This is a genomic window from Solibacillus sp. FSL H8-0523, assembly GCF_038051985.1.
GTDB lineage: Bacteria > Bacillota > Bacilli > Bacillales_A > Planococcaceae > Solibacillus.
The window spans coordinates 3,937,039-3,960,366 of sequence record NZ_CP150291.1; the positions used below are offsets into that span (position 1 = coordinate 3,937,039).

Below are 23,328 nucleotides of genomic sequence, written 5' to 3' on the forward strand. Positions count from 1 at the left end.
CTTTTCGGATTCAATAGAAATAATTATAATTTTTTTAAAGGAGGTGTAACTTTGACTGGAAAAACTTACTCCATCCAACAAATAGCGGATTTGACGGGACTTTCCAAACAACTTATCCGTAAGTGGGAAGACCGCTATCAAATTATTCAGCCAAAACGTTTAGCAAATGGCTACCGTATTTATACAGATACCGAGTTACAAACGTTAACCGCTGTGTCTGAACTGACAAATAGCGGATTAACGGTAAGCCAAGCGATTGAACGTTATACAAAAGAACAAGCACATCATGAACAGGACCATACAACTTCTATTCGCCAAGCAATGATTCGTGCTGGCACAGTTGGCGATGAACAGCAATTGCTGCATTTGCTTGAGCATGCACACCATAAATTTGGCGTTGAAAAATTGCTCGAACAAATCATTGTTCCCTTTTTACGTGAAGTCGGTCAATTATGGTGTGAGCATGCCTGGGGTGAATATCAAGAAGCCATCAGTAGCCAAACGGTACGTGATTTTTTAGCGCATATTCGTCGCCATTACTTCGTACAAGCCAACGCTCCACTTGTATTAGGAAGCTGTCTACCTGGAGAACGACATGAAATTCCGATGCAAATTTTGCTTATTCAGTGCATGCTGCGTGGCTATCAAACATTGATGCTAGGTCCTTCACCAGCACCAACTGCCATTCAATCGACAATCGCCTTAAAAAAACCTAAAATCGTCTTATTAACGGGCACAACAGACATTGCATTTACTGAGCATGCTCAAGCCGTTCACATGCTCGATAAGCTAGCACAAGTTCACCAAGACATTATGTTTTACATTGGTGGTGCGGGCTCTGAAAAATATTACGAACAGTTTGGGCTACAAGCATTAAAATTATCACGTAAGATTGATGATATTTTTGCAGCTGGCGCGAATGCCTAGACACTGGTATAAGGCTAAAACTTTATACTTTCTTACCTACTAAAAAATCCGCGATATGAATATTCATACCGCGGACTTTTTTTATGCTTCTACTAATGGTTTTTCTGTAACGTTACGAATCATATAATCAAATGCGCCAAGTGCTGCTGTTGCACCTGAACCCATTGAAATAACGATTTGTTTGTACGCTGCATCTGTGCAATCCCCTGCAGCAAATACGCCAGGCACATTTGTAGCACCATGCTTATCTACAATAATTTCGCCGCGCTCATTCATGTTAACCGCACCTTGAAGGAATTCAGTGTTAGGTAATAATCCGATTTGGATGAACACACCTTCTAACGTGATATGCTTCTCTTCCCCAGAAATAGCGTCCACATACGTTAAACCGTTTACTTTATCTGTACCCGTAATTTCTTGTGTAAGTGCATTTGTAAGTACCGTTACATTTTTTAAAGAACGTACGCGCTCTTGTAATACTTGATCGGCCTTTAACTCTGCGCTACGTTGAATAAGCGTCACGTGATTCACGATACCTGCTAGATCGATTGCTGCTTCCACGCCTGAGTTACCGCCACCAATTACTGCTACGTTTTTACCTTTAAAAATCGGGCCGTCACAGTGTGGGCAATACGCAACACCCTTGTTTTTAAACTGCTCTTCACCCGGTACACCTAATTGACGGTAGCGTGCACCTGTTGAAAGAATAACGGTTTTCCCTTGTAATACCGCCCCGTTTTCAAGTGTTACTTCAACGAAATCTTTTTTCTCGATTTTCGCTGCACGCTGAGATTTCATCACATCGATGTCATATTCTAACACGTGTGCTTCAAGGCTTGATACGAATGCTGGGCCTTCTGTAGCCTTTGTGCCGATAATATTTTCGATTGATAAGGTATCATTCACCTGGCCACCGAAGCGCTCTGCTACGATTCCTGTGCGAATTCCTTTACGTGCTGAGTAGATTGCAGCCGCTGCACCCGCAGGACCACCACCGACAACAAGTACGTCGAAGGGATCCACGTTATCAAACTCCGAACCGTCTGATACTTCACCAAGCTTTGTTAAAATGTCTTCTAATTCCATGCGACCGCCACCGAAGTTTTCTCCGTTTAAGAACACCGTTGGAACCGCCATGATGTCACGTGCTTTAATTTCGTCTTGGAACGCGCCACCTTCAACCATTGTGTTTGAAATATTCGGGTTTAACACTGCCATAATATTTAACGCTTGTACCACGTCCGGGCAGTTGTGGCATGTTAAGCTCACATATGTTTCGAATTTCATCGGCTGTTTAATTGCTTGAATACGTTTCACTACAGCTGCATCCACTTTTGGTGCACGTCCCGAAACTTGTAATAATGCTAAAACAAGTGATGTAAATTCATGACCAAGCGGTAACCCTGCAAATAAGATACCTGATTCTTCTGCACCTACTTTGTTAATGCTAAAGCTTGGTGTGCGTTCTAATAAGGCGTGCTGTACGGTAATGCGTGGTGACATTTTTTCTAATTCTTCTACTAGGTTTAACATGTCCTGAGACGTTTTATCGTCAGCGACACTCACTTTAATCAGTAAGTCCCCTTCAAGCATCGTTAAATACTGCTGTAATTGCGCTTTAATTTGATTATCTAACATAAAATCCCTCCTAATTATAACTAAAAATATAGCGACAAAAATCAATCCGTTAAGGTTGGTTTTTGCCGCCATGAAAGTTCTATTTAAACAACGATTGCTTGTTCTTAGATTTTACCTACTAAGTCTAAGCTTGGTGTTAACGTTTCGCCGCCTTCTTGCCATTTCGCTGGGCAAACTTCACCTGGATTGTTACGTACGTATTGAGCTGCTTTAATTTTGTTAACTAAAATTGAAGCGTCACGGCCGATACCACCAGCATTGATTTCTACTGCTTGTACAATACCATCTGGATCGATGATGAATGTACCACGTTCTGCTAAACCGTCTTCTTCGTTTAATACGTCAAACGCTTTAGAGATTGTGTGTGATGGGTCACCAATCATGATGTACTCGATTGTACCAATTACATCAGAATTGTCGTGCCATGCTTTGTGTGTGAAGTGTGTGTCAGTAGAAACTGAGTATACTTCAACGCCTAAAGATTTTAATGTAGCGTATTCGTTTTGTAAGTCACCTAACTCAGTTGGGCAAACGAATGTGAAGTCTGCTGGGTAGAAGCACACTACAGACCATTGTCCTTTGAAATTTTCTGAAGATACGTCGATGAATTCACCTTTTTGGAACGCTTTTGCAGCGAATGGTGCGATTTCTTTACCGATTAAAGCCATGTATATTTCCTCCTCGAATGTATGTAAATGATTAACATTATAATTATTATAAAATAATTATTATTACGATTTAAATTATCTTACATTATCCAATTTTAGTCAACCTCTGTTCGGTAATAATAAGAAGTGTTACTTTTTGTTACTCTAACTATCTGGTTTGTCACCGTCCTGCGAACATCCATCGAAATGTAATATATTTTCTCTCCTACGTTTATTTTCTCTAATTTTAAACAATCAGGTAAATTTAATTATTCTATATTTTTTTACCCAATAACATTAAAACCAATAAAAAAATTTTTTTGAAAATACAAAAGAGCGGGTTCGTTGTAACCGAATCCGCTCTCCCCCCCCTGTATGCCATTCTCGCTTAATATCCATAAAGGTAAATAATTGAGAAAAACTAAAATAACTTTTCTAACTCACTTGTATGATCAACTAACTTGTCGAGCAACTTATTGAGTCGGTTTACCGATACTGATACATCTTCAACCATGGATAACAACTCTTCACTGTTTGCCGCATTACTTTGAATGCTTGAATAAAGTGACGAGAAAATTTGATTTTCTTCAGTGCTTACCATTTGCAGATGTGCTACTAGTTCATCCAACTGTTCAATTTTTTGGCGTGAAAGCTCGGTCCCTTCAATTAACAAGTTAATTGAATGACGAGCATCATCCATTTCAGATTTACTTGTTTCAATCGTTGTCGTTTGCTGGTCATTGCTTTCCTTCACAAGTTGAATCTCACCTTGAAGCTCCAATAAAATATCACTAATTTTACGTGTAGCTCCTATACTTCGCTCTGCTAATTTCCGTATTTCATCATCTTTTGAAGACACCAAAAAGAGAGTGTCCGGTAAATGAATTCCGGACACTCTCTTTGTAGTTTGTTAATTAGTTTGTAAAAGATAAGACTGCGTTTTTATATTGTGCTACTACTTTAGCAGCCTCATTTTTTGTTGTATATTCGAACATACGAATGTCATTTTTATTATTGAATACGGTTACTACCCACATATTTTTTCGCTCCCTTTTAATTAGTTTGTGTATGATAAAACGGCATTTTTATAGTTTGCTAATTTTACTGTTGCTTCTTTTTTTGTTGTGTATTCGAATATACGAATATCATTTTGATTGTTAAATACGGTTACTACCCACATGTTTCATTTCTCCTTTTTTATAAAACTGTATTATAAAATCGTTCATTCCCCAATGACGTTTGCAACTTGTTATATAACAACTTCTTGAATCCTATTCTACTCCGATTTTTATAAAAAGAAAGTGAAATGTCTGGCTTTTCACAATGTGTTCATAATTAAAACGCTTACTTTGAACACTTTGTGACACCGGTATTTTCCTCGTTCTAAATCGAAAGTAGAGAAAAAAATCGCGAACGAGCAACTTCTGTTCTAGTACAGAATAAAAGCGTTTTCATCGATTTTGCTTTTCATAAACTCCATTTACGGGTATACGTACTTATGTGTAAAATTAGCTAAGAGATGATCGAAATGACAGAACAACAATTATTAAATGATGGCTACCGGAAATACACTGGAGAAAAAATCGATGTGTTTTTCTCAGCAACGCTTTGCGCTTTTTCCAAAGCACAATTCGAGAAAAATCCTGATTATCAGGATGTATTAAAATAATTTTTAAAGCCTTTTGAAAAGACAAGAAAGCTTTTCAATGGGCTTTTTATCCTTTACCAATCAAATTTATGGAATTTTCCAAGTTATATTTATATAATGGCTAAGAAATTAGATACACATAGGAGGGTTTTTATGAGCATTTATAATTATTTAGTTGAAAAGCCAAATGGTGAAATTTTATCAATGGAAACATACCGCAACAAAATAATGCTAATTATGAATACAGCAAGTCAATGTCAATTTACATACCAATACGAAGATATGCAAAAGCTTTATGAGAAATACCAGCAGAAAGGTTTGGAAATTTTATCGTTCCCTTGTGATCAATTTGGCAACCAAAACCCAGAAGACGGGGAAACGACAAAGACCCAATGTAAATTACAGTACGGAGTGTCTTATCCAATTTTCGATAAAGTGGAAGTAAACGGTGTAAAAGCGCATTCCTTATTCAACTATTTAAAGCATGAAGTTGATTGTCCTGAATTTGAAAAACATTCCATGCAGCAAAAATTATTATTTAATCATATTCAAGAGAACTATCCCGATTATTTAATCGGTCGCAATATCCGCTGGAACTTTACCAAGTTTTTAGTAGATTCAACAGGGAAAGTCATCAAACGCTTTGAACCCGATACTTCGATGCTTGATATCGAAAAGGCGATTGAAGAGCTTCTATAAACAAATAAAAACAGATGAAATGACCCGTTCGTGGTCCATTTCATCTGTTTTTTTAAGCTTTACGATTTAAAAAGCCCATTGCTGTATTTGTCCATTGCTCCACCTGTGCTTGACGCTTCGGATCATCCGCTGCTTTTTTTATTACTTTAGACGTTAGGGCCTGCGTGGAATCATTGATTTCATTTAACACGGTGCCTGTATTTTTCAACGATTGAACAACGCCCTGCACTGACTCCTTTTTATACTCGATGTCTTGCTTCATTTTATCAGCTGTTGCTGCAAGCTGAGTTGTCTGTGTTTGAATACCATTCATTTGCTTTTGAATGCCATCTGCGTGCGCAAGTAAGACCGTCGCTGTATTTTTAAACGGGACAATGACCGCAACGATACAGACGATTAATACAACAACCGCGATTGCGACAATAATAACAGATGCTAATAACCAACCATTCATTCCAACGCCTCCCACTTCGTTTTCTTTATTCTATTATATATACCCAATTTCCCACTAGTGATAAATAAGAAAATCCACAATCAAATATATTTAAATTTGATTGCGGATTAATTTTTATAAGTATCGGCGTGCGCCAGAATAGTTTCTTTTATATGCGCCTTGGTTCATGTTTTCAATTTTTACTTTTGACGCATAGTGTGGTGCATGGAGCATTTTACCCCCACCAAGATAAAGTCCTACGTGGTATACCTTCCCTTTACCGCCATTATAAGCGAAAAATACAAGGTCGCCCGGCTGTAAATCTTTTTTCGCTACTGCCTTACCACCCTTTGCTTGGTAGAACGAATCACGCGGAATCATAATGCCGTGTGTGCGGAATACCGCATATAAAATACCTGAGCAATCATAGCCCCAAGAAGATGTACCTGCCCATAAGTATGGTAAGTCTAAATAACGTTTGGCCTCTTTTATAATCGTTTCAGCTGTTGGTTTTGGTATATCACTATACTTTTGATACGTTTTTGCATCGCTTTTCTTTAATAATTTAATGCCTTTATTTGGCGTTTCGACATGATAGTACGTGTCATCTGTCTTAACTACCGGTAAAATCGTTGCATAACTAATTTCTAAGAACTTCTCTTTATTGATTTCGTTTATTAATGTTGTTTTCTTTGCCGTTACGACTGCAATCGCACAATCATCATAGTTTTTCGTTGTAACAGCAACATGTGATTCTGGCACCCATCCTGGATAACCAGCCTTTAAATACGGCACATACTGATCCTTTGCTGCAATTCGAGACCATTTTCCTTTCTTTTCTATAAGCGTTACCTCATCGCCATATAATGCCTGTGTATCTGTTTTCCCAACAAGCCATTTTTTTTGCATGATCGATAAAGATGACACCCATTTTTGCATGTCTACTGGATCTTTCTTTGATGGATAATCAATGTTACGTGTTTGATTTGATTTATTCCACATATTTGTTACCGCGACATCGACAACATAGCGCTTTTTATCCGTCTCCACAACACAGCTTTCATACACTGGCTCTTTAGGTTCTGTTAGACGTAATGTCGGCTCTAAAATACGTGCTAAGTAGGAAACAAAATCTCCACGTGCTATCTGTGCATTCGGGTTAAATTTTTCATTTTTTGCTGGAATAAAAATTCCATTTGCAATAAATGCTTGAATCGTAGCATACGCATCGTGATTTGTCTTAATATCTATATAACCTAATTTCGATTGACCAGTTAATTGATACACTTGTTCTAACGTTTTCACCGCTTGAACACGTGTTACTATTGCATCGGGATTAAAATTGCCTTCAAAGCCCGACATAATACGAGCTTCGGTAATCGCAGCAATAACCGGCATTCTTTCATCATCTTGTGCTATGTCTGCATATGTAGGGATTGCACTTACTTCTAGATCTAACTGTAATGTACGCACTAAAAATTCAGCCATTTCATAACGTGTTAAGGCTTCATTTACTCGGAATGCTTCGTTCGGTGTTATTGTAATCCCACCGTAATCACTAAGAACCACCAGCTCTTGTTCTAATTTTGAACCGTCTCCCACATCGATAAATACCTTCGCTTGCCCACTCGTATGAAAACTAAAAAATACTAAAAGCATAACTACAATTTGAACAATTCTCTTTGTCATTATTCTTTTCACTCCTATTCATTTCTCTAAAATATTATTCTAACAAATATTTCCTCCCATATCTCATATAATCGAATATTATTCAGAATAAAATATTTTTTCGAAAAATATATATTGACAATCAGTTTACTGGGATTTAATATTAGGTTCACAGCAAGCAACCAATTAAATATTTCTTATCAAGAGAGACTGAGGGACAGGCCCTGAGACGTCTCGGCAACAGCTTATTAGCCTCGTGCCAAATCCTGCAAGTAATGACTTGAGAGATAAGAACAAAAGTAGACTTTTCAAACTTTCGTATCTTATTTTTAAGATGCGAAAGTTTTTTTTATGAAAAATTTCGCATTGTATTCTAATAAAGGTGGGCGTTAAAATGATTGAATTTTCGAATATATCAAAGTCATTTAAAATAAAAGATCGTGAAGTTCATGCGGTTCGCGATGTGAACTTAACCATTGAACAAGGTGACATTTTTGGGATTATCGGCTTCAGTGGTGCTGGCAAAAGTACGCTACTGCGCTTAGTCAACTTACTTGAAAAGCCTTCTACAGGTACTGTCAAAATACAAGGAACTGATTTAGCATCGCTAGCTCCAAAAGATTTACGCCAATTACGTCGCCGCATCGGTATGATTTTTCAAAATTTCAACTTGATGACATCACGAACAGTCGCTGGCAATATTGCCTATCCACTTAAACTGGCTGGTACACCAAAAGCTGAAATCGAGCGACGTACAACAGAGCTTTTAAAGTTCGTGGGGCTATCTGAAAAAGCAAAAGACTACCCCGAACAATTATCTGGTGGGCAAAAACAACGTGTCGGAATTGCCCGTGCACTTGCAACGAATCCAGATATTCTCATCTGCGATGAAGCAACATCCGCACTGGATCCAGAAACGACAGCTGATATTTTAAAACTGTTAAAACGAGTAAATGAAGAATTCGGCATTACGATTTTACTCATCACCCATGAAATGCATGTTATTCAGACGATTTGTAATCGTGTCGCAGTCATGGAACAAGGGCAAGTGATTGAACAAGGAGATGTGTACGAAGTGTTTACACAACCACAGCACACAACAACGCAGCGTTTTATTCAATCGGTGCACCAAGATGTTCCTTCACCACAGATCTTACAAGAGTGGCAACGTTCTGGTGGGCAGCATTTATACCGCGTATTATTTAAAGGGTCGCTCACACATAACCCGCTACTCTCTGAAATTACGCAAAAGCATCACGTACCATTTAACATCATTTATGGTTCCGTACGAGAGCTACAACAAAAATTATTTGGTAACTTGCTCATTTCATTCCAGGGTGAGGACGAACAAATAAAGAAAGTCATCGAAGAGCTTTCACAGCAAGTTGACGTAGAGGAGGTGCTATTAAATGAAGGTTGATTGGAGTACATTTTGGCCAAGAATTATTGAAGCAACTGGCGAAACACTTTATATGGTTATTTTGACGCTTGGTTTTGGTTCAATTCTTGGTATTTCCATAGGAATACTTTTATTCGTAACACGTGAAAATAATATTTTAGAAAGCAAGTTAACATTTAACGTACTTAATATTTTAATCAACATTGTACGCCCCATTCCGTTTTTAATTTTCTTAGTAGCAATTTCGCCGCTAACACGAATTGTTATGGGAACAACAATCGGTACAAGCGCAGCCGTATTCCCAATGACAATTGCCGCAGCATTCGGCATTGCACGTATTGTAGAAACAAACTTAATCAGTATCGACCCGGGTGTTATTGAAGCGGCAAAAGCAATGGGTGCGAGCCCACTGCAAATTATCTTTACCGTGTTAATTCCAGAAGCATTAGGACCACTTATTTTAGGGTTAACCTTTGTAACAATTAGTTTAATCGATTTCTCAGCGATTGCAGGTACAGTTGGTGGCGGTGGTTTAGGTCATATTGCCATTACTTATGGTTATCAACGATTTGATGGCTCTGTCATGGTTGTCACCGTCGTCATTTTAATCGCATTAGTACAACTCGCACAATGGCTCGGCAATACATTAGCAAAAAAAATCTTAAGACGATAGGAGAACTATACTTATGAAAAAAATCTTATTAACAGCCCTAACAGCATTATCAGCTTTCACATTAGCAGCATGTGGTGATGACAAAGAAGTCGTAAAAATCGGGGTAAACGGTGCAGATGGTGCACAGTGGCCAATTTTAGAAGAAAAACTTGAAAAAGAAGGCATCGATATTGAATTAATCGAGTTTGCCGATTATACACTACCAAACAACGCATTAGCACAAGGTGAAGTAGACTTAAACGCATTCCAGCACATTTCATTCTTAGCAAGCTATGTCAATGAAAGTGGAAACGAGCTTATTCCACTTGGCTCTACAGTATTCGCGCCTCTTGGCTTATACTCAGAAAAAATTAAAGACGTAGGCGAAATTAAAGAAGGCGATAAAATTGCGATTCCTGATGATCCATCTAACCAAGCACGTGCACTACGCTTACTTGAATCAGCTGGCTTCATTGAATTAGCCGATGATTTCGGATTATTCGGTGATCCAACAAAAATTACGGCAAACAAATTAAACTTAGACATTATCCCAATGACAGCACAGCAAACACCACACGTACTACCAGATGTAGTTGCAGCAATTATTAACAACGGGATTGCCGGTCAAGCAGGTTTAAATCCAGGTGAGGACCCAATTTATCGTGAAGTTGCGGAAGATGAAAATGCCTACCCATATGTCAACATTATCGCTGCACGTGCAGAAGATAAAGACAACGAAGTGTACAAAAAAATTATTGAACTTTACCATACAGAAGAAATTGAAAAAGCCATTCAAGAAGATACAAACGGTGGTCAATTTATGACAATCTTAACAGATGAAGAATTAGAAAAATCATTCGAAGATTTAAAAGTAATATCTAAATAAAGGGAGGAATTACCATGACAGTAACAATTGAAAACGAAACAATCATTCATTCAGTACAACAACAGAGCGAGAAATACATCACGACGAGTAAGGCCATTCACGCCAAACCAGAAATCGGAAATGAAGAAGTATTTGCAAGCGCACAGCTTGTTGCTTTACTACAAGAAGCGGATTTTGACGTTCAAACGGCTGTTGCTGGTCATGAAACTTCTTTCTACGCACAAAAAGACAGCGGCAAACCGGGACCAACTATTGCTTATTTAGCAGAATATGATGCGCTTCCTGGTTTAGGCCATGCATGTGGACATAACATTATCGGCGTTACAAGTGTTGCAGCAGCAATCGCTTTAGCTGAGACAATCGATACAACGGGTGGTAAAGTCGTTGTACTTGGTACACCAGCTGAAGAAGGTGGTCCGAATGGTAGTGCGAAAGGTAGCTTTGTACGTCATGGCTATTTAAAAGATGTAGATTTAGCCTTTATGCTACATCCATCTGGTAAAACAGGTGTTACAAACGAATCACTTGCTGTTGATCCACTTGATTTTCACTTCTACGGTAAAGCAGCGCATGCCTCTGCTTCACCTGAAAAAGGTATTAATGCACTAGATGCAGTCATTCAACTATTTAACGGAATTAACGCACTTCGTCAGCACGTATCATCCGATGTTCGAATTCACGGCATTATTACACATGGTGGTGATGCACCAAACATCGTGCCAGAATATGCATCAGCACGTTTCTACATCCGTGCAACTTCTTGGCCAAAAACAGAGGAAATATCAAACAAAATTCGTAAAATTGCAGAAGGTGCCGCGCTTACAACAGGGGCAACTGTAAAAATTGAACGCTTCCAAAACGAAGTAAAAGATCTTGTTGTGAACGAAGTAACCGACCGCATTTTAGCTGAAAAATTAAACGCACTTGGTGAAGATGTTCACCCTCGTGGGCATCGTTCTCCAGGCTCAACAGATGCTGGAAACATTAGCTATGAAGTTCCTACTTCTCACGGTTATATTAAAATTGGTCCGAACGATTTAATTGGTCATACAAACGAATTCCGTGAAGCTTCAAACTCTGAACAAGGTTATAAAGCACTCATTACTGGTGCCATTGCACTTGCGCAAACAGGTCATACATTTTTACAAAATCCTGCACTGATTGACGAAGCAAAAGTCGCACATCAGCAACAATTAGCACTTAAAAAGAACGACTAAAATGAAGCCCCAACTCTTTGCGAGCAGGGGCTTTTTTTACAAATTTAAATTTTTCCACGTGAAACATTTTTCGACAACATATACCACGATATTTTTTGTGGCTTATGCAAAAAGGAGCCTCCGAAATAAATCGGAAACTCCTTTGAGTATTTATTAGTAAGCGCTCCAGCCAGCATCCGCTGCTAAAACAACACCGTTAATATATGATGATTCCTCGCTCGCTAAAAATAGTGCGATGTTTGCAATTTCTTCTGGCTGTGCAACGCGGTGCATAATGTCTTTCACGCCACGAGTCGCTTGACCTAACCCAAACATATCATAGCCTTCCATTGATTGCGTCATGCCTGTATCAACCTGCGCTGGTGCGATAGCATTACAACGAATACCTTGTGGGCCGTAATGAGAGCCAACGTTTTTCGTCATACCAGCGACTGCGTGTTTTGCAGCTGTATATGTTAACCCTGCACGTCCACCTTGTAAGCCCGAAATCGATGCTAGGTTAACGATGACACCACTTTTTTGCTCTTGGAAGTATGGTAACACTTTACGCATACCACGCATAACGCCACCTACGTTAATGTCAAATACACGGTTCCAAATGGCATCATCTACATTGTGAGCCGCTTGCATGTTATCTAATACACCAGCACAGTTTACCAAAATATCTACTCGGCCAAAGTGTGCAACGGTTTCATCTACCATACGATTGATATCTTCTTCTACAGCTACATTTACTTTTACACCAAATGCTTGTTTACCGTCTGCTTTAAATGCCTCTACTGTTGCATTTAATCCTTCTTCATTGAAGTCGGCGATGACAATTTTAGCACCTTCTTCGGCATATTTTGTTGCGATTGCTTTGCCGATACCACTTGCGGCACCTGTGATGATTGCGACTCTATTGTCTAAACGTCCCATACTAGAAACGCCTCCCTTTATAAGATAGTTTAATTGTAAACGACCCTTGGAATGTCGTCAAAACATCCCTCTATTTACGCCAAAATGTTGTACAATTCGCTTTATCAATGATGTTAAATTCAATGAGGCGACCTAATAATTCATAGTTCATTTCCGCATTCCATGGAAAACGAATTAACCCCTTCGTATAGCTTAACCCAGCTTGTTCTATTTCATCCTCAAAATGTTGCATCGTCACTTCTTCTGGTGCGAATGCTAAATGCTTTTTAGCTACACTAAAGCCTGCGATGAACGTATCATGGTCGGTAAACATTGGCTGATTCCATTTTATTTCTTTCTTGAGTTGTGGAAAGCGTTCCGCTACCCAGTTTAGTACCCGCTCTGTACGTTCACGTGCTTCCGGATTGTCAATTGTTTCGATAAACTGTTCAAATGTTTCCATGTCATCGCCTCCATTTTTATGACTAGCATAACGTGAAAACCCCATTTTGAATATACTTCAAAATGGGGTGCTTATTATTTAAACCGGATTAAATACATTGGGCGCTCTGGTCCTTCACTCGTTACAACCAACGTCCCTTCCTCTGTAAAAGCCTAGCATAATTGCTAAGCTTTCATATGAATCAATTCAATTGCTTTATTGCTTTTTTTCAAGTGATCTAATACGTCGTTTAGTTTTGTTAGCTCATCTTTTTCGACCATAAATGCATTTTCATCGTGCTGTGCAACGTATGTGCTACTTAAATATTCTTCGTTTTCTTTTGTAATTAATCGCACATAGCCAAATGTCATGCCCGCCTCTTTATATTCCACACGTAAAATATCACGATAATTGATCGTTTTCGTACGCGGCTTTGCTCGTTGAATAAACCAAATTTTTTCACCTGCATAATCGATTGTCATTTCTGTTTTATCCAGGTGCACTTTATAGCCACCAAACAATCTAAAGCTAAATGTATTCATTATAATTACTCCATTCCCAACATCATTCCCTTTATTATACGAAGTTTACGTGGGAAATTCTAATTTCTGCAATGCTTTTAGCAGGATTTTAATAAGTACTTACCAATCGCTAGGAGAAAATCTACCACATCTTCCTATCCGTTACATTCGAAAAACGAATCGCTGTATGCATCAAGGTCACGATTAATATTAATTCAAATAAGTTCGTAATGGCGTCACTACCAACATCGATTGTAACCGCGCTGCCGATTGTCATAATAATTACCCCCACAAGCATCCACCACCATTTACGCTTCCACGCTAAGAAAATAGCGGTAACGAGTAACGCTAAAACAACAATTAAAATCATCGGCGGTGGTCCTGAGATAGCCTCTACCGAACTATAGCTCGCGACACCGTAGGATTCCTGCACACCCAGTGTTAAATCCTTTAGCTCTACCATAAATTCAATAACCCATGCTGCGACCATCAGAACAATAAACGCAGCACCTACCCACGTTTTTTTAGCAAAACCAATGTTTGCTTCACGCAAAACAAAATACGAAAATAAGATTAATGTTGGTGTAAAAACCCCGTGTAGCCAAAAGCGAGCAGCACTTAACGTCTCCAATAACTCGCCTTCTCCGATAACATGTCCAAGAGCTAAAATCCCGTTATCATAAATGAGCGCGAGCACGACTAAAAATAGTACCGCCGAAGCCGTCTTTTTGTGTTTAACAATCCCCCAAATAAATACCGCCAAATAGGCAATTGCAAACAACCCAAAAATATATGGATCCATTTTAATCCCCCCATTTTTCCTTTTTCTTTCTATCCCTTACCCGCTTTCATTCATAATCAAAATTTACCCGATTAACTATTCACAAAAACGGGAAATGTTTACCAACATAACAAAGGGGGATTTTTTATGGACTTACACAACGGACTGCTCTATTGGCCTACGACGCTTGTAAAACCAACTCATACGAACCTACACATAAAAGCCCACTATGATGTAATCATCATCGGCGCTGGTATGAGTGGATTGCTGACAGCAAAAGCGCTCGTTGATGAAGGACTCAACGTCGCGATTTTAGAGCGAAACGAAATCGCCTCAGGCAGCACTTCTGCCAATACAGGGTTACTGCAATATTCCAATGACATTATGCTACACGAATTAGCGAAGCAGATTGGCGAACAAGATGCGGTACGATTTTATAAACTATGCTACGAGGCACTTGATCAATTAGAAGCAATTTCACTGAGTTTACCGGACAACGCTAATTTTATTCGTCGTCCAAGCATTTGCTTTGCTAGTAAAAAAGGGGATGTCAAAATGCTTGAGAAGGAATTTGAAATGCTCAATCAGCATGGTTTCCCGGTAGAATTTTGGAACGACATTATCGTAAGAAATCGGTTGCCGTTTCAAGCACCTGCTGCCTTGTACACGATGAATGATGCAGAAATTAACCCCTTTAAGTTTGTCGTCTATTTAGCAGAGCAGTTAAAAACGCGAGGTGTTCACATTTTTGAAAACACATTTGGGAATATTATTGAGGATGAAAGTACACATATTACGATTAAAACGATGCACGGGGACTTCAATACCTCTCGCATTGTTTACACAACAGGCTATAATCGACTGCCTCATGGTAGCTTGACAGGTGCAGATATTAATCGTTCCTATGCCATTGTGACCGAGCAAAATCCGCGCTTTGAAGGCTGGTATGAACAAGCCCTCATTTGGGAAACCGCACGCCCGTATTTGTATTTGCGGAGAACTTCTGACAACCGCGTCATTATTGGCCGACTGGATGAAAAAAAAGCGAAGCCTACAAAAGGACAAGAAAAAATTGAGGCAATGGCAGAGAAATTACTCGATGAATTGCATAGGCTGTTCCCAAGCGAAGCATTCCAAGCACCTTACAAATACAGTGCATCATTCGGTGAATCACTTGATAACTTGCCTTTCATCGGACAGCATCCCGATGAAAAAAATCATTATTATTTACTAGGCTTTGGAGGGAATGGGACGGTTTATAGTTTACTTGGTGCTAGTATTTTAGCCGATTTAATCATGGGCCGGAAAAATGACGATGCCCGACTTGTCACACTTGACCGGAAATATGGATTAACATGATAAAACGGATGTGTGAGCAAACCCACACATCCGTTTTTACGCTGTTTTTAATTTATTATTTTTCACGAGATACCACACAATCGTGACGGTCATCATCAAGGCAAAAATCACAAACTCCCAAACCCCTAAGTTAATAGCATAGCCAATCGCTGTGAATACTTCTTTTAACGTTAACAGCGACATAAATAATAGCACTTCATTGCGAATCATATACATCAGCACCACGCTATTTTTGAGCTGCTCTTTATTTAGCGGCTCACCACCATTGGGCATATTTATAAACTCCGGGAATTTCTCTACCTGTCCCAATAACAACCAAAGCCCAAAACCTAGTAGTGGTATAAAGAAAATGAACCACTTATTCGCCCAAGCATCGGCCTCTCCCATGATGTTGTAGTGACTCGGTACTTCACTTGGTAAGTTCGGGAACTGAATGGCAGTAAAGACAATTGTGAAAAGAAATACTGCGAGTGTGAATTTGTTAAATAGTTTCATATGTAGGCCGGCTCCTCTACTTTAAAAATTGCCAAACTGCACGTGGAATTAACGTTAACATTTCCACAAATGTAACGTAGAAATCGACTTTATCCGTCTTTTCTTCAAATGATTTTTTCGGTTTTGGCTTCGTTTCGCTCGTCACTGTGTCTCCTTGCAGTGGCTCTCCGTTATCATCGAATCGAATTCGTAGTGACTTACATTGCGTGAGACTTGGTGCATCCATCACTTGAAAATGTAAATGTGGCTCTGAGGAATTACCAGAATTCCCGCAGCACCCTATGATGTCTCCTGTTTTCACAGGCTGTCCAACACATACTGTAATCGAATTCGGAATTAAATGGGCAAGTAAGCTATATTCCTTGTTTGCATGCTCTATGATGACATAGTTACCCGCGGGATTTTGTTCATCCATTTGACTAGGGATATTATCAATAATCGTGTCTACTACTTCGATTACTTTGCCATCTAGTGGTGCAACAATTTCTTCGTTGTAAGCAAAATAGTTCTCATTGTGCTCGGGTGCATGAAGATACGTACAGCCATCTTGAACTTTTACAAAATCATACGCAAAACACTGCGATTCGTAAGCGTAATGATAGTTAATCAGCTCATTCGTGCCTCCCCAAAACACAAACCATTCCCCTTTAAATGGGTAATAATAGCTATTTTTCGTATAACGCTGATTAGCCTTTTTATCCGTTGTAAATGGTGTTAAAAATAAGCTTTCGATTTCGTTTGCCTTATTGAATGCAACAACAATTGCTTTCGTTTTTTTAGGATCTAACCAAATCTTTTGTCTCGCATGAGGCATATTGGCATCGTACTCTAACTGAAATTGTGCTACCCCCTCGACAAATGGAATCGCTAATTCAATAAACTGCTCATAGGTAACATAGTGTTGAAATTCAGCAGTCGTCGCTTGATAGACTTCCTCAAATTGCTGTGCTAAAAATAACTGTCCAATTTTGTCCTGTAAATTCGCCGCACGTTCCATGTAACCCCTCCGAATACAAAGAATTTTCTAACTAATTTACGTGTAAAGCTTGAAAAAGTTTCACCTAACCACTATTCAATTTGAAATAAAGAAAAATCCGCGCTCCCAAACTGACGCGGATTACTTTTAACAACATTAAATTAGGTAGCTTTTTAAAGCCGTTACCACTTCATGTGGGATTACTGTTTTACCGTCTAGTTCACTTATTGGTAACCAAAGTGGCAAATATGTACCTCCATTAGATTCTAGAAATTCCTCCGCCTGCCCCGTTCCAAACTGTCCACCAATAATTTTTGCGAAAAAATAATATTGTGTACCATTGAATGGCACGGTCGTTAATAGCTCGCCAACCTCCACCTCAACACCCAGTTCCTCGAATGCCTCACGCTTGGCACATTGTTCAATCGTCTCCCCAATCTCCTGCTTGCCACCGGGAAATACATAATACACACGTCCTTTCTTTTCACGCCTAATACATGCGACCTTGCCTTGTTCTATCAGTACAACCGCGCCACGATCTGTCACTCGCTACTTCACCTCTTATTCAAATTCTTCGATGATTTCTACCACCTCTATTGTACCGTCTACTAGCATTTCTGCTAAATCAGCATTATCGTGATTTAGCCAATAGTTGCGTGCCTGCTCTATTTTCTTTGCGAAAGATGTTCCGTCTTCTTTTGGCAATTGTTCACCGTCACCTTCAAAATAGTTGCCATCCACTCTTAATTTAACAATTTGCAGGATTTTGCGATTGTAGGATTCAAATAGCTTCTTCCATTTCAATAAATCTTCATAGCTTTTCGTTACATATAAACAGGCTAATCGCGAGGGATAATGTGGAAATTCTTGTAGTCGCACCATTTCTACAATCATCTCTCGGATGCCGCGCACACTACTTCCCATGTAGCTTAATACTACCTCTGCATCTTCCTTTGATAGTTGTAAGCCCGTTTCAGAATGGCCATTCCGTAAAATCTGAAACGCATCTTCACCTTGTATATTGCGCTGCTCCTTTTCAAAAAAGAAGCGGTACAATGTATTTTTTTCATGTTGACCAAAATAAAGAATTTGACCAAGCTGCATTTTATTACGTGTTACCAAGTGATATACATATTGTTCCTGATCATTCATAGCCGTACCTCTACTTCCATTTCAATTCATATTCATGTAAATACAGACCTTCATAGCGCACCGTAAATCTATTTTGAAGCAGTTCCATCGGTGGCTGATAGAGCGAAAATGTAAAATCAGAATTCGGACCGTCCCCTGTTTGTCCGATTTGTAATAACTGATTATTTACGGTCCTTGCCTCAAATTCATTAAATCTAGAAGTCCTTGTAATCGAACCGCCCGGATGAAAAAGACCGTTATACAAAAATTCGCCCTCTACGTCGACTCATTTACACACTCCTTTTTATCAGAAGCAAACAATAAATTCCCATTTATTTATATTTTACTCAATTTTCTGATAAAATGATACTAACCTATAATGAAAGGATTGATATCTATGAATTACACAGTAAAGGTGATTGAAAAGTAGACACGGAGCTCTTTTCAATCCTTCAGACAAAATTACATTGAAAAGAGGAACAACATTTATGTATCAAGATCAAGAATTAACGATTCGCCCTATTTTAGAAAACGATTTGGAACGTTTGTGGGAGCTTATTTATAAAGATGAACAGCCAGAGTGGAAGAAATGGGACGCCCCGTATTATCCACACAAGGCTATGCCGTATGATCAGTTTATCAAGTCGAATCAAGATTGGATTGGCGACGATAGCTATTGGGTCATTGAAGTAGATGGTATTGTACGCGGCATCGTTTCATATTATTGGGAGCATGAGCCTTCTAAATGGCTTGAAATGGGCATCGTCCTTCATGAAGCTGGCTCTTGGGGCAACGGAATTGGAACGCGTGCACTTAAATTATGGATCAATCATTTATTTAATACGATGCCACTTGTACGCGTCGGTTTCACAACATGGTCAGGCAATGAGCGTATGATTCGTGTCGGAGAAAAGCTCGGCATGCAAATGGAGGCCCGTCTTCGTAAAGTACGTTTATATGAAGGGCAGTATTACGACTCGATTCGGATGGGCATGTTACGCGAAGAATGGGAAGCGTTTAATCACTAACTTTTAGGAGTGGATGAAATGAGCATTGCACACAAGCTACAAGCAAATTTTGATGAAATGGTGCAAATCCGTAGACATTTACACATGTATCCAGAGCTATCATTTAAAGAGGTAAATACACCGAAGCTCATTGCTGATAAGCTACGTTCATTCGGCATTGATGTGAAGGAAAACGTTGGAGGTAATGGCGTTGTCGGCTATTTAAAAGGGACATTGGATGGACCTACGATTGCTTTACGCGCAGATTTTGATGCCCTACCGATTCAAGATGAAAAGGATGTTAGCTACAAATCAAAAATTGACGGTGTCAGTCATGCTTGTGGACATGATATCCATACGGCCGCGCTACTTGGTGTCGCAAAAGCACTAAGTGAAGCGCGTGACGAACTTCATGGCAATGTTGTATTCATCCATCAATTCGCGGAGGAAGTCGTTCCAGGTGGTGCAAAGGCTATGGTCGAAGCCGGTTGTTTAGATGGTGTAGATTATGTTTACGGGGCGCATGTTTCGTCGTGGTCTGAACTTGGGACGGTTCTTTTTTGCGAAGGCTATGCGATGGCTGCTGCGGATTTTTTTGAGCTCACGATTCAAGGGAAAGGCGGACACGGTGCATCACCTCACGAAACGATTGACCCGATTGTCGCGGCCGCGCAATTCGTCTTTGGTGTGCAGCCGATCGTCAGCCGTAACACAGACCCAATCGAATCTGCTGTTATTACAGTTGGTAAAATCGAGAGCGGTACAGTCGGCAATGTCATTCCAGATAAAGCCTATTTAACGGGAACCGTACGTACGTTTAATCCCGATATACGAAATCTCGTCGAACATAAGCTCAACAACTTATGTAGAGCCATTGAAATTCAGTATGATGCCAAATTAGATTTCATCTACACACGTGGCTATGATGCGGTGTATAACCACCCTGCTGAAACAGCCGCCTTGCGTGAAGCGGTATCCATTAATTTACCTGAACTACAAGTTGTAAACGTACCACCGCGCATGGGGGCTGAGGATTTTACGTATTATTTACAAGAGAAGCCGGGTACATTTTTCTTCGTTGGTGGTGGCAACGAATCCATTAATGCAGTCTATCCACATCACCACCCGAAGTTTGATATCGATGAACAGTCGATGATTAATACCGGTACTGTTTTTATCCAAGCGTTGAAATTGCATGGGGTACTTCAATAACCCGTTAAGAGTCTTAGTTTAACTAAGATTCTTTTTTAATGCCTCTTCAAGTGACAATGGTGTAATTGTCCCTTGATGGAAGTACAGCTGCCAGCGTCCATCGATTAGCTTCCAAATCGAGCTGCGATATGTATTACGATTTCTCGTCGTATCCACAATAAAATACGTCGTAAGCACAACGCCCTCGGCTAATGGATAGAGCTCAAAGTTATGCAAAGACATTTCCGACAACACCACACCTGTTTCTAAACATTCTTTTTTATCATATATATATCCTGAGCTACCAATTTCAAAAAATTCATCGGCTAACACTGCATCTAATTTTTCAGCACTCTCTCGCACATCAGGCTTAATATGACTTTCCTCTAACTTTTTGATATGGTGCTTCAAATCCATAAAATGACCCCCTTTAAAAGATTTATCCCGATTTTACTTGTTAATCTTTGTAAAGACAACTAAAATTTATAATATTCGAATAATTAATTTGAAATGGAGGTGGCAAATTTGAAAAAAGAAAAAAATGAACTTGTTGAATGGTTAAAAGTTATTGTGTTAACGGCTGTATTTGTTATTGGGATTCGTTCGTTTATTTTTTCCCCCATTACGGTAGATGGTGCCTCGATGATGCCTACATATGAAAATGGTGATCGCGTCATTGTCAATAAAATCGGAAAGACCATTTCGGATTTAGATCGTTTTGATATTATCGTTTTTAAAGCACCTGATGAACGAAATTTCATAAAGCGTATTATTGGTTTACCAGGTGATCATATCGCTTATAAAAATGACGAACTGTATGTAAATGGTGAGAAATTGGAGGAGCCTTATTTAGCAAAGTTTAAATCTGAATTAAATGGCTTTGGCGATTTAACGTATGACTTCACATTAGAGCAACTGACAGATGCTGCAAAAATCCCTGAAGATTATTATTTAGTTTTAGGTGATAACCGCCGCAAAAGCAGTGATAGCCGTGACCCACGTGTCGGATTAGTTGCTAAAGATCAGATTCTCGGTAAAGCGCATATTCGCATTTATCCGTTTACTGACATAGGCTTAGTAAATTAAATTTGGAGGTGACAACAATGAACTTTCCTATACTAGAAACCGAACGTCTCGTATTACGTAAATTAAAAATTGAAGATGCCGACGAAATGTATATCTACGCATCAAACGATGACGTAACAAAATATGTGCTATGGGATTCGCATACATCGCCTGAACAAACGAAGCGGTTTTTACAGTTTATGATTGATAAATATGAGCAAGAAAATTATGCATGGGCTGTTACATTAAAGGACTCTGATGAATTTATCGGCACGATTGATTATGTCATGCTCGACAAAAAAGAACGTATTGGCGAAATCGGTTATGCGTTATCACATCTTTACTGGGGCAAGGGCTATATGAGTGAAGCCGCAAAGGCGATACTTCATTACGGCTTTACAGAACTCCACTTAGAACGCATTCAAGCTCGTTGTTTCACTGAAAATATTGGCTCTGAGCGCGTCATGCAAAAGGCTGGCATGGTATATGAAGGAACAATGCGTAAGGCAAAACTTTCTAAAGGCACTTATTATGATTTAAAAATGTATTCGATGATCCGAGAAGAAGCGGACCTTTCGTAAAGGAGGCACTTTCATGACACAAGATTTAACAATTTCCTTAACTGACGGAAAGCTGAATATTCGTGTTGCTATTTGGATTGAACACGAAGAAAACATACTCGTCAGCGAATTTCCAAACAATCTTATTACCTTACCTGGTGGACGCGTAAAATTTGATGAATCGAGTAATGATGCCGCTATTCGTGAGCTATACGAGGAAACAGGCGAAAATCTAGAAAATATGCAGCTATTCGCGATCATTGAAAATTTCTTTACACTAGAAACTACCTGTCATGAAATCTTATACGTTTACCGAGGCACCATTCCGTATAAAGAAACGTATGTCGGCATTGATTATGACGACCAGAAATTGTACTGGTTACCGAAAACAGAAATCCACCAATTAAAACCCCAAGCGCTTGCGCAACTTATACATAAGGATGATGTAGGCGTTGTGCATATTGTGAACCGGGATTTAAATAAGAGGTATCGCTTGTAAGCATACCTCTTATTTTTTATATAGGTAAATGCGTGATTTCATTAAAGCTTTTAATGGCCCATACATTCTTTTCATAAATAATTTCCGATAAACAAGCATTCGCTAGCTTCGTTTTACCCGAACCAATTTCATCGTTAGAGAGCACCGCTAAAATACAATTAATGACCCCTCCATGTGCGACTAAAATAATTTTTTTCTCACTTCGCTGTTCTCTAATTTGTTTTAATCCCTTTATTACACGCTCTCTTAAAGCCTCTTTCGTTTCTTGATTCGGGTAATTACGGTTAGGGAATTTTTCTATACGCTTTTCGTAGCTCATACCCTCTGCCTGTCCGTAATTGCGTTCAATAAATAATGGCGCTTCGATAATTGGTAATGCATTGTTTTGCGCAATGATTTGCGCCGTTTGCTTTGCACGTTTCAAGGGACTTGTCAGCACGATTTCGTAACCACTTCCCTTTAAAAATTGCGCGCATTGTTCTGCCTGCTTTAAGCCGTTCTCATTTAATTCAATATCCGTATGTCCTTGCAACTTTCCTGCTTTATTCCAGTCCGTTTCACCATGTCTTACTAAACATATTTCCATTTTC

The 23,328-nt window shown here is 39.2% G+C and carries 31 protein-coding genes and 1 riboswitch; of the genes, 13 read left to right on the plus strand and 18 right to left on the minus strand.

Features of this window, described 5'->3' with window-relative positions; all coding sequences use genetic code 11:
- Positions 1 to 51 precede the first annotated feature (51 nt).
- Positions 52 to 927, plus strand: a complete 876-nt coding sequence (locus NSQ62_RS19675) for a MerR family transcriptional regulator (RefSeq protein ID WP_341321747.1) — start codon at positions 52 to 54, stop codon at positions 925 to 927.
- 81 nt (positions 928 to 1,008) lie between these two features.
- Here the strand turns inward: NSQ62_RS19675 and ahpF are convergent, their stop codons facing one another.
- The 5 genes from ahpF to NSQ62_RS19700 all read right to left on the minus strand — a co-directional run bounded on the left by ahpF (position 1,009) and on the right by NSQ62_RS19700 (position 4,392).
- Entirely contained in the window at positions 1,009 to 2,565 is a 1,557-nt protein-coding gene (gene ahpF, locus NSQ62_RS19680; RefSeq protein ID WP_341321748.1) for an alkyl hydroperoxide reductase subunit F, read from the minus strand.
- A gap of 104 nt (positions 2,566 to 2,669) precedes the next feature.
- A complete protein-coding gene (ahpC, locus tag NSQ62_RS19685; RefSeq protein ID WP_341321749.1) occupies positions 2,670 to 3,233 on the minus strand; it encodes an alkyl hydroperoxide reductase subunit C in 564 nt (187 codons plus the stop codon).
- Positions 3,234 to 3,633: 400 nt separating this feature from the next.
- On the minus strand, positions 3,634 to 4,074 hold the full coding sequence (locus NSQ62_RS19690; RefSeq protein WP_341321750.1) for a hypothetical protein: 441 nt from the start codon (positions 4,072 to 4,074) through the stop codon (positions 3,634 to 3,636).
- Between the two features lie 52 nt (positions 4,075 to 4,126).
- On the minus strand, positions 4,127 to 4,249 hold the full coding sequence (locus NSQ62_RS19695) for a hypothetical protein (RefSeq protein ID WP_341321751.1): 123 nt from the start codon (positions 4,247 to 4,249) through the stop codon (positions 4,127 to 4,129).
- 20 nt (positions 4,250 to 4,269) lie between these two features.
- The gene (locus NSQ62_RS19700) at positions 4,270 to 4,392 is read right to left on the minus strand and encodes a hypothetical protein (protein ID WP_341321752.1); all 123 of its coding nucleotides are present in this window, start codon (positions 4,390 to 4,392) and stop codon (positions 4,270 to 4,272) included.
- Between the two features lie 348 nt (positions 4,393 to 4,740).
- Between NSQ62_RS19700 and NSQ62_RS19705 the strand changes: the two genes are divergently transcribed.
- Both NSQ62_RS19705 and NSQ62_RS19710 read left to right on the plus strand, forming a co-directional pair.
- Positions 4,741 to 4,881 (plus strand): hypothetical protein, encoded by a 141-nt coding sequence (locus NSQ62_RS19705; protein ID WP_341321753.1) that lies wholly within the window; start codon positions 4,741 to 4,743, stop codon positions 4,879 to 4,881.
- A gap of 132 nt (positions 4,882 to 5,013) precedes the next feature.
- Positions 5,014 to 5,559 (plus strand): glutathione peroxidase, encoded by a 546-nt coding sequence (locus tag NSQ62_RS19710; protein WP_341321754.1) that lies wholly within the window; start codon positions 5,014 to 5,016, stop codon positions 5,557 to 5,559.
- Positions 5,560 to 5,611: 52 nt separating this feature from the next.
- Here NSQ62_RS19710 and NSQ62_RS19715 read toward each other — a convergent pair whose 3' ends face one another.
- Both NSQ62_RS19715 and NSQ62_RS19720 read right to left on the minus strand, forming a co-directional pair.
- On the minus strand, positions 5,612 to 6,013 hold the full coding sequence (locus NSQ62_RS19715) for a DUF948 domain-containing protein (protein WP_341321755.1): 402 nt from the start codon (positions 6,011 to 6,013) through the stop codon (positions 5,612 to 5,614).
- 114 nt (positions 6,014 to 6,127) lie between these two features.
- Positions 6,128 to 7,681 (minus strand): NlpC/P60 family protein, encoded by a 1,554-nt coding sequence (locus tag NSQ62_RS19720; protein ID WP_341321756.1) that lies wholly within the window; start codon positions 7,679 to 7,681, stop codon positions 6,128 to 6,130.
- 173 nt (positions 7,682 to 7,854) lie between these two features.
- Positions 7,855 to 7,954, plus strand: a riboswitch (SAM riboswitch).
- A gap of 100 nt (positions 7,955 to 8,054) precedes the next feature.
- On the opposite strand from NSQ62_RS19720, the gene NSQ62_RS19725 reads away from it, so the two are divergent.
- From NSQ62_RS19725 to NSQ62_RS19740, 4 genes are read left to right on the plus strand one after another with little or no spacing between them, the layout of a single operon-like run.
- Positions 8,055 to 9,080, plus strand: coding sequence for an ATP-binding cassette domain-containing protein (locus NSQ62_RS19725; protein WP_341321757.1), 1,026 nt, complete (start codon positions 8,055 to 8,057; stop codon positions 9,078 to 9,080).
- Positions 9,070 to 9,732 (plus strand): methionine ABC transporter permease, encoded by a 663-nt coding sequence (locus NSQ62_RS19730; RefSeq protein WP_341321758.1) that lies wholly within the window; start codon positions 9,070 to 9,072, stop codon positions 9,730 to 9,732. The genes NSQ62_RS19725 and NSQ62_RS19730 overlap by 11 nt, the downstream gene beginning before the upstream one ends.
- A 13-nt stretch (positions 9,733 to 9,745) precedes the next feature.
- A complete protein-coding gene (locus tag NSQ62_RS19735; protein WP_341321759.1) occupies positions 9,746 to 10,597 on the plus strand; it encodes a MetQ/NlpA family ABC transporter substrate-binding protein in 852 nt (283 codons plus the stop codon).
- Positions 10,598 to 10,611: 14 nt separating this feature from the next.
- A complete protein-coding gene (locus tag NSQ62_RS19740) occupies positions 10,612 to 11,814 on the plus strand; it encodes a M20 family metallopeptidase (protein ID WP_341321760.1) in 1,203 nt (400 codons plus the stop codon).
- 153 nt (positions 11,815 to 11,967) lie between these two features.
- Here NSQ62_RS19740 and NSQ62_RS19745 read toward each other — a convergent pair whose 3' ends face one another.
- The 4 genes from NSQ62_RS19745 to NSQ62_RS19760 all read right to left on the minus strand — a co-directional run bounded on the left by NSQ62_RS19745 (position 11,968) and on the right by NSQ62_RS19760 (position 14,476).
- Positions 11,968 to 12,732 carry a glucose 1-dehydrogenase gene (locus NSQ62_RS19745; protein ID WP_341321761.1) on the minus strand — a complete coding sequence of 255 codons (765 nt, stop codon included), beginning with the start codon at positions 12,730 to 12,732 and terminating at the stop codon, positions 11,968 to 11,970.
- A gap of 70 nt (positions 12,733 to 12,802) precedes the next feature.
- Positions 12,803 to 13,174 carry an iron chaperone gene (locus tag NSQ62_RS19750; protein ID WP_341321762.1) on the minus strand — a complete coding sequence of 124 codons (372 nt, stop codon included), beginning with the start codon at positions 13,172 to 13,174 and terminating at the stop codon, positions 12,803 to 12,805.
- 164 nt (positions 13,175 to 13,338) lie between these two features.
- Entirely contained in the window at positions 13,339 to 13,695 is a 357-nt protein-coding gene (locus NSQ62_RS19755; RefSeq protein ID WP_341321763.1) for a hypothetical protein, read from the minus strand.
- A gap of 121 nt (positions 13,696 to 13,816) precedes the next feature.
- Positions 13,817 to 14,476, minus strand: coding sequence for a phospholipid phosphatase (locus NSQ62_RS19760; RefSeq protein ID WP_341321764.1), 660 nt, complete (start codon positions 14,474 to 14,476; stop codon positions 13,817 to 13,819).
- A gap of 126 nt (positions 14,477 to 14,602) precedes the next feature.
- On the opposite strand from NSQ62_RS19760, the gene NSQ62_RS19765 reads away from it, so the two are divergent.
- The gene (locus NSQ62_RS19765; protein ID WP_341321765.1) at positions 14,603 to 15,814 is read left to right on the plus strand and encodes an FAD-binding oxidoreductase; all 1,212 of its coding nucleotides are present in this window, start codon (positions 14,603 to 14,605) and stop codon (positions 15,812 to 15,814) included.
- A gap of 36 nt (positions 15,815 to 15,850) precedes the next feature.
- Here the strand turns inward: NSQ62_RS19765 and NSQ62_RS19770 are convergent, their stop codons facing one another.
- The 5 genes from NSQ62_RS19770 to NSQ62_RS19790 form a co-directional block, all read right to left on the minus strand.
- Positions 15,851 to 16,309, minus strand: a complete 459-nt coding sequence (locus NSQ62_RS19770) for a DUF1648 domain-containing protein (RefSeq protein WP_341321766.1) — start codon at positions 16,307 to 16,309, stop codon at positions 15,851 to 15,853.
- A gap of 16 nt (positions 16,310 to 16,325) precedes the next feature.
- Positions 16,326 to 17,306, minus strand: a complete 981-nt coding sequence (locus NSQ62_RS19775) for a M23 family metallopeptidase (protein ID WP_341321767.1) — start codon at positions 17,304 to 17,306, stop codon at positions 16,326 to 16,328.
- A 135-nt stretch (positions 17,307 to 17,441) separates the two neighbouring features.
- Entirely contained in the window at positions 17,442 to 17,831 is a 390-nt protein-coding gene (locus NSQ62_RS19780) for an NUDIX domain-containing protein (protein ID WP_341321768.1), read from the minus strand.
- Between the two features lie 15 nt (positions 17,832 to 17,846).
- On the minus strand, positions 17,847 to 18,437 hold the full coding sequence (locus tag NSQ62_RS19785; RefSeq protein WP_341321769.1) for a DUF2441 domain-containing protein: 591 nt from the start codon (positions 18,435 to 18,437) through the stop codon (positions 17,847 to 17,849).
- A gap of 10 nt (positions 18,438 to 18,447) precedes the next feature.
- A complete protein-coding gene (locus tag NSQ62_RS19790) occupies positions 18,448 to 18,681 on the minus strand; it encodes a hypothetical protein (protein ID WP_341321770.1) in 234 nt (77 codons plus the stop codon).
- Between the two features lie 223 nt (positions 18,682 to 18,904).
- Between NSQ62_RS19790 and NSQ62_RS19795 the strand changes: the two genes are divergently transcribed.
- Together NSQ62_RS19795 and NSQ62_RS19800 are read left to right on the plus strand one after the other, a co-directional pair.
- A complete protein-coding gene (locus NSQ62_RS19795; RefSeq protein WP_341321771.1) occupies positions 18,905 to 19,444 on the plus strand; it encodes a GNAT family protein in 540 nt (179 codons plus the stop codon).
- A gap of 18 nt (positions 19,445 to 19,462) precedes the next feature.
- A complete protein-coding gene (locus tag NSQ62_RS19800; RefSeq protein WP_341321772.1) occupies positions 19,463 to 20,635 on the plus strand; it encodes an amidohydrolase in 1,173 nt (390 codons plus the stop codon).
- An 18-nt stretch (positions 20,636 to 20,653) separates the two neighbouring features.
- Here NSQ62_RS19800 and NSQ62_RS19805 read toward each other — a convergent pair whose 3' ends face one another.
- The gene (locus tag NSQ62_RS19805; protein WP_341321773.1) at positions 20,654 to 21,031 is read right to left on the minus strand and encodes a DUF4440 domain-containing protein; all 378 of its coding nucleotides are present in this window, start codon (positions 21,029 to 21,031) and stop codon (positions 20,654 to 20,656) included.
- A gap of 108 nt (positions 21,032 to 21,139) precedes the next feature.
- On the opposite strand from NSQ62_RS19805, the gene lepB reads away from it, so the two are divergent.
- From lepB to NSQ62_RS19820, 3 genes are read left to right on the plus strand one after another with little or no spacing between them, the layout of a single operon-like run.
- Positions 21,140 to 21,700, plus strand: a complete 561-nt coding sequence (lepB, locus tag NSQ62_RS19810; RefSeq protein WP_341321774.1) for a signal peptidase I — start codon at positions 21,140 to 21,142, stop codon at positions 21,698 to 21,700.
- A 17-nt stretch (positions 21,701 to 21,717) separates the two neighbouring features.
- Positions 21,718 to 22,260: a GNAT family N-acetyltransferase gene (locus NSQ62_RS19815; protein WP_341321775.1), complete on the plus strand. Its 543-nt coding sequence runs from the start codon at positions 21,718 to 21,720 to the stop codon at positions 22,258 to 22,260.
- A 13-nt stretch (positions 22,261 to 22,273) separates the two neighbouring features.
- Positions 22,274 to 22,738: an NUDIX domain-containing protein gene (locus tag NSQ62_RS19820; protein ID WP_341321776.1), complete on the plus strand. Its 465-nt coding sequence runs from the start codon at positions 22,274 to 22,276 to the stop codon at positions 22,736 to 22,738.
- Between the two features lie 16 nt (positions 22,739 to 22,754).
- On the opposite strand, the gene NSQ62_RS19825 is transcribed toward NSQ62_RS19820, so the two are convergent.
- Entirely contained in the window at positions 22,755 to 23,324 is a 570-nt protein-coding gene (locus tag NSQ62_RS19825; protein WP_341321777.1) for a histidine phosphatase family protein, read from the minus strand.
- Positions 23,325 to 23,328: the final 4 nt, after the last annotated feature.

What these genes read in the sequence shown, in the direction of transcription:
- ahpF (WP_341321748.1), bottom strand. Translation starts at nt 2,565, where the DNA reads ATGTTAGATAATCAAATTAAAGCGCAATTACAGCAGTATTTAACGATG.
- ahpC (WP_341321749.1), bottom strand. Translation starts at nt 3,233, where the DNA reads ATGGCTTTAATCGGTAAAGAAATCGCACCATTCGCTGCAAAAGCGTTC.
- NSQ62_RS19695 (WP_341321751.1), bottom strand. Translation starts at nt 4,249, where the DNA reads ATGTGGGTAGTAACCGTATTCAATAATAAAAATGACATTCGTATGTTC.
- NSQ62_RS19700 (WP_341321752.1), bottom strand. Translation starts at nt 4,392, where the DNA reads ATGTGGGTAGTAACCGTATTTAACAATCAAAATGATATTCGTATATTC.
- NSQ62_RS19705 (WP_341321753.1), top strand. Translation starts at nt 4,741, where the DNA reads ATGACAGAACAACAATTATTAAATGATGGCTACCGGAAATACACTGGA.
- NSQ62_RS19710 (WP_341321754.1), top strand. Translation starts at nt 5,014, where the DNA reads ATGAGCATTTATAATTATTTAGTTGAAAAGCCAAATGGTGAAATTTTA.
- NSQ62_RS19715 (WP_341321755.1), bottom strand. Translation starts at nt 6,013, where the DNA reads ATGAATGGTTGGTTATTAGCATCTGTTATTATTGTCGCAATCGCGGTT.
- NSQ62_RS19720 (WP_341321756.1), bottom strand. Translation starts at nt 7,681, where the DNA reads ATGACAAAGAGAATTGTTCAAATTGTAGTTATGCTTTTAGTATTTTTT.
- NSQ62_RS19725 (WP_341321757.1), top strand. Translation starts at nt 8,055, where the DNA reads ATGATTGAATTTTCGAATATATCAAAGTCATTTAAAATAAAAGATCGT.
- NSQ62_RS19730 (WP_341321758.1), top strand. Translation starts at nt 9,070, where the DNA reads ATGAAGGTTGATTGGAGTACATTTTGGCCAAGAATTATTGAAGCAACT.
- NSQ62_RS19735 (WP_341321759.1), top strand. Translation starts at nt 9,746, where the DNA reads ATGAAAAAAATCTTATTAACAGCCCTAACAGCATTATCAGCTTTCACA.
- NSQ62_RS19740 (WP_341321760.1), top strand. Translation starts at nt 10,612, where the DNA reads ATGACAGTAACAATTGAAAACGAAACAATCATTCATTCAGTACAACAA.
- NSQ62_RS19745 (WP_341321761.1), bottom strand. Translation starts at nt 12,732, where the DNA reads ATGGGACGTTTAGACAATAGAGTCGCAATCATCACAGGTGCCGCAAGT.
- NSQ62_RS19750 (WP_341321762.1), bottom strand. Translation starts at nt 13,174, where the DNA reads ATGGAAACATTTGAACAGTTTATCGAAACAATTGACAATCCGGAAGCA.
- NSQ62_RS19755 (WP_341321763.1), bottom strand. Translation starts at nt 13,695, where the DNA reads ATGAATACATTTAGCTTTAGATTGTTTGGTGGCTATAAAGTGCACCTG.
- NSQ62_RS19760 (WP_341321764.1), bottom strand. Translation starts at nt 14,476, where the DNA reads ATGGATCCATATATTTTTGGGTTGTTTGCAATTGCCTATTTGGCGGTA.
- NSQ62_RS19765 (WP_341321765.1), top strand. Translation starts at nt 14,603, where the DNA reads ATGGACTTACACAACGGACTGCTCTATTGGCCTACGACGCTTGTAAAA.
- NSQ62_RS19770 (WP_341321766.1), bottom strand. Translation starts at nt 16,309, where the DNA reads ATGAAACTATTTAACAAATTCACACTCGCAGTATTTCTTTTCACAATT.
- NSQ62_RS19775 (WP_341321767.1), bottom strand. Translation starts at nt 17,306, where the DNA reads ATGGAACGTGCGGCGAATTTACAGGACAAAATTGGACAGTTATTTTTA.
- NSQ62_RS19785 (WP_341321769.1), bottom strand. Translation starts at nt 18,437, where the DNA reads ATGAATGATCAGGAACAATATGTATATCACTTGGTAACACGTAATAAA.
- NSQ62_RS19795 (WP_341321771.1), top strand. Translation starts at nt 18,905, where the DNA reads ATGTATCAAGATCAAGAATTAACGATTCGCCCTATTTTAGAAAACGAT.
- NSQ62_RS19800 (WP_341321772.1), top strand. Translation starts at nt 19,463, where the DNA reads ATGAGCATTGCACACAAGCTACAAGCAAATTTTGATGAAATGGTGCAA.
- NSQ62_RS19805 (WP_341321773.1), bottom strand. Translation starts at nt 21,031, where the DNA reads ATGGATTTGAAGCACCATATCAAAAAGTTAGAGGAAAGTCATATTAAG.
- NSQ62_RS19815 (WP_341321775.1), top strand. Translation starts at nt 21,718, where the DNA reads ATGAACTTTCCTATACTAGAAACCGAACGTCTCGTATTACGTAAATTA.
- NSQ62_RS19820 (WP_341321776.1), top strand. Translation starts at nt 22,274, where the DNA reads ATGACACAAGATTTAACAATTTCCTTAACTGACGGAAAGCTGAATATT.
- NSQ62_RS19825 (WP_341321777.1), bottom strand. Translation starts at nt 23,324, where the DNA reads ATGGAAATATGTTTAGTAAGACATGGTGAAACGGACTGGAATAAAGCA.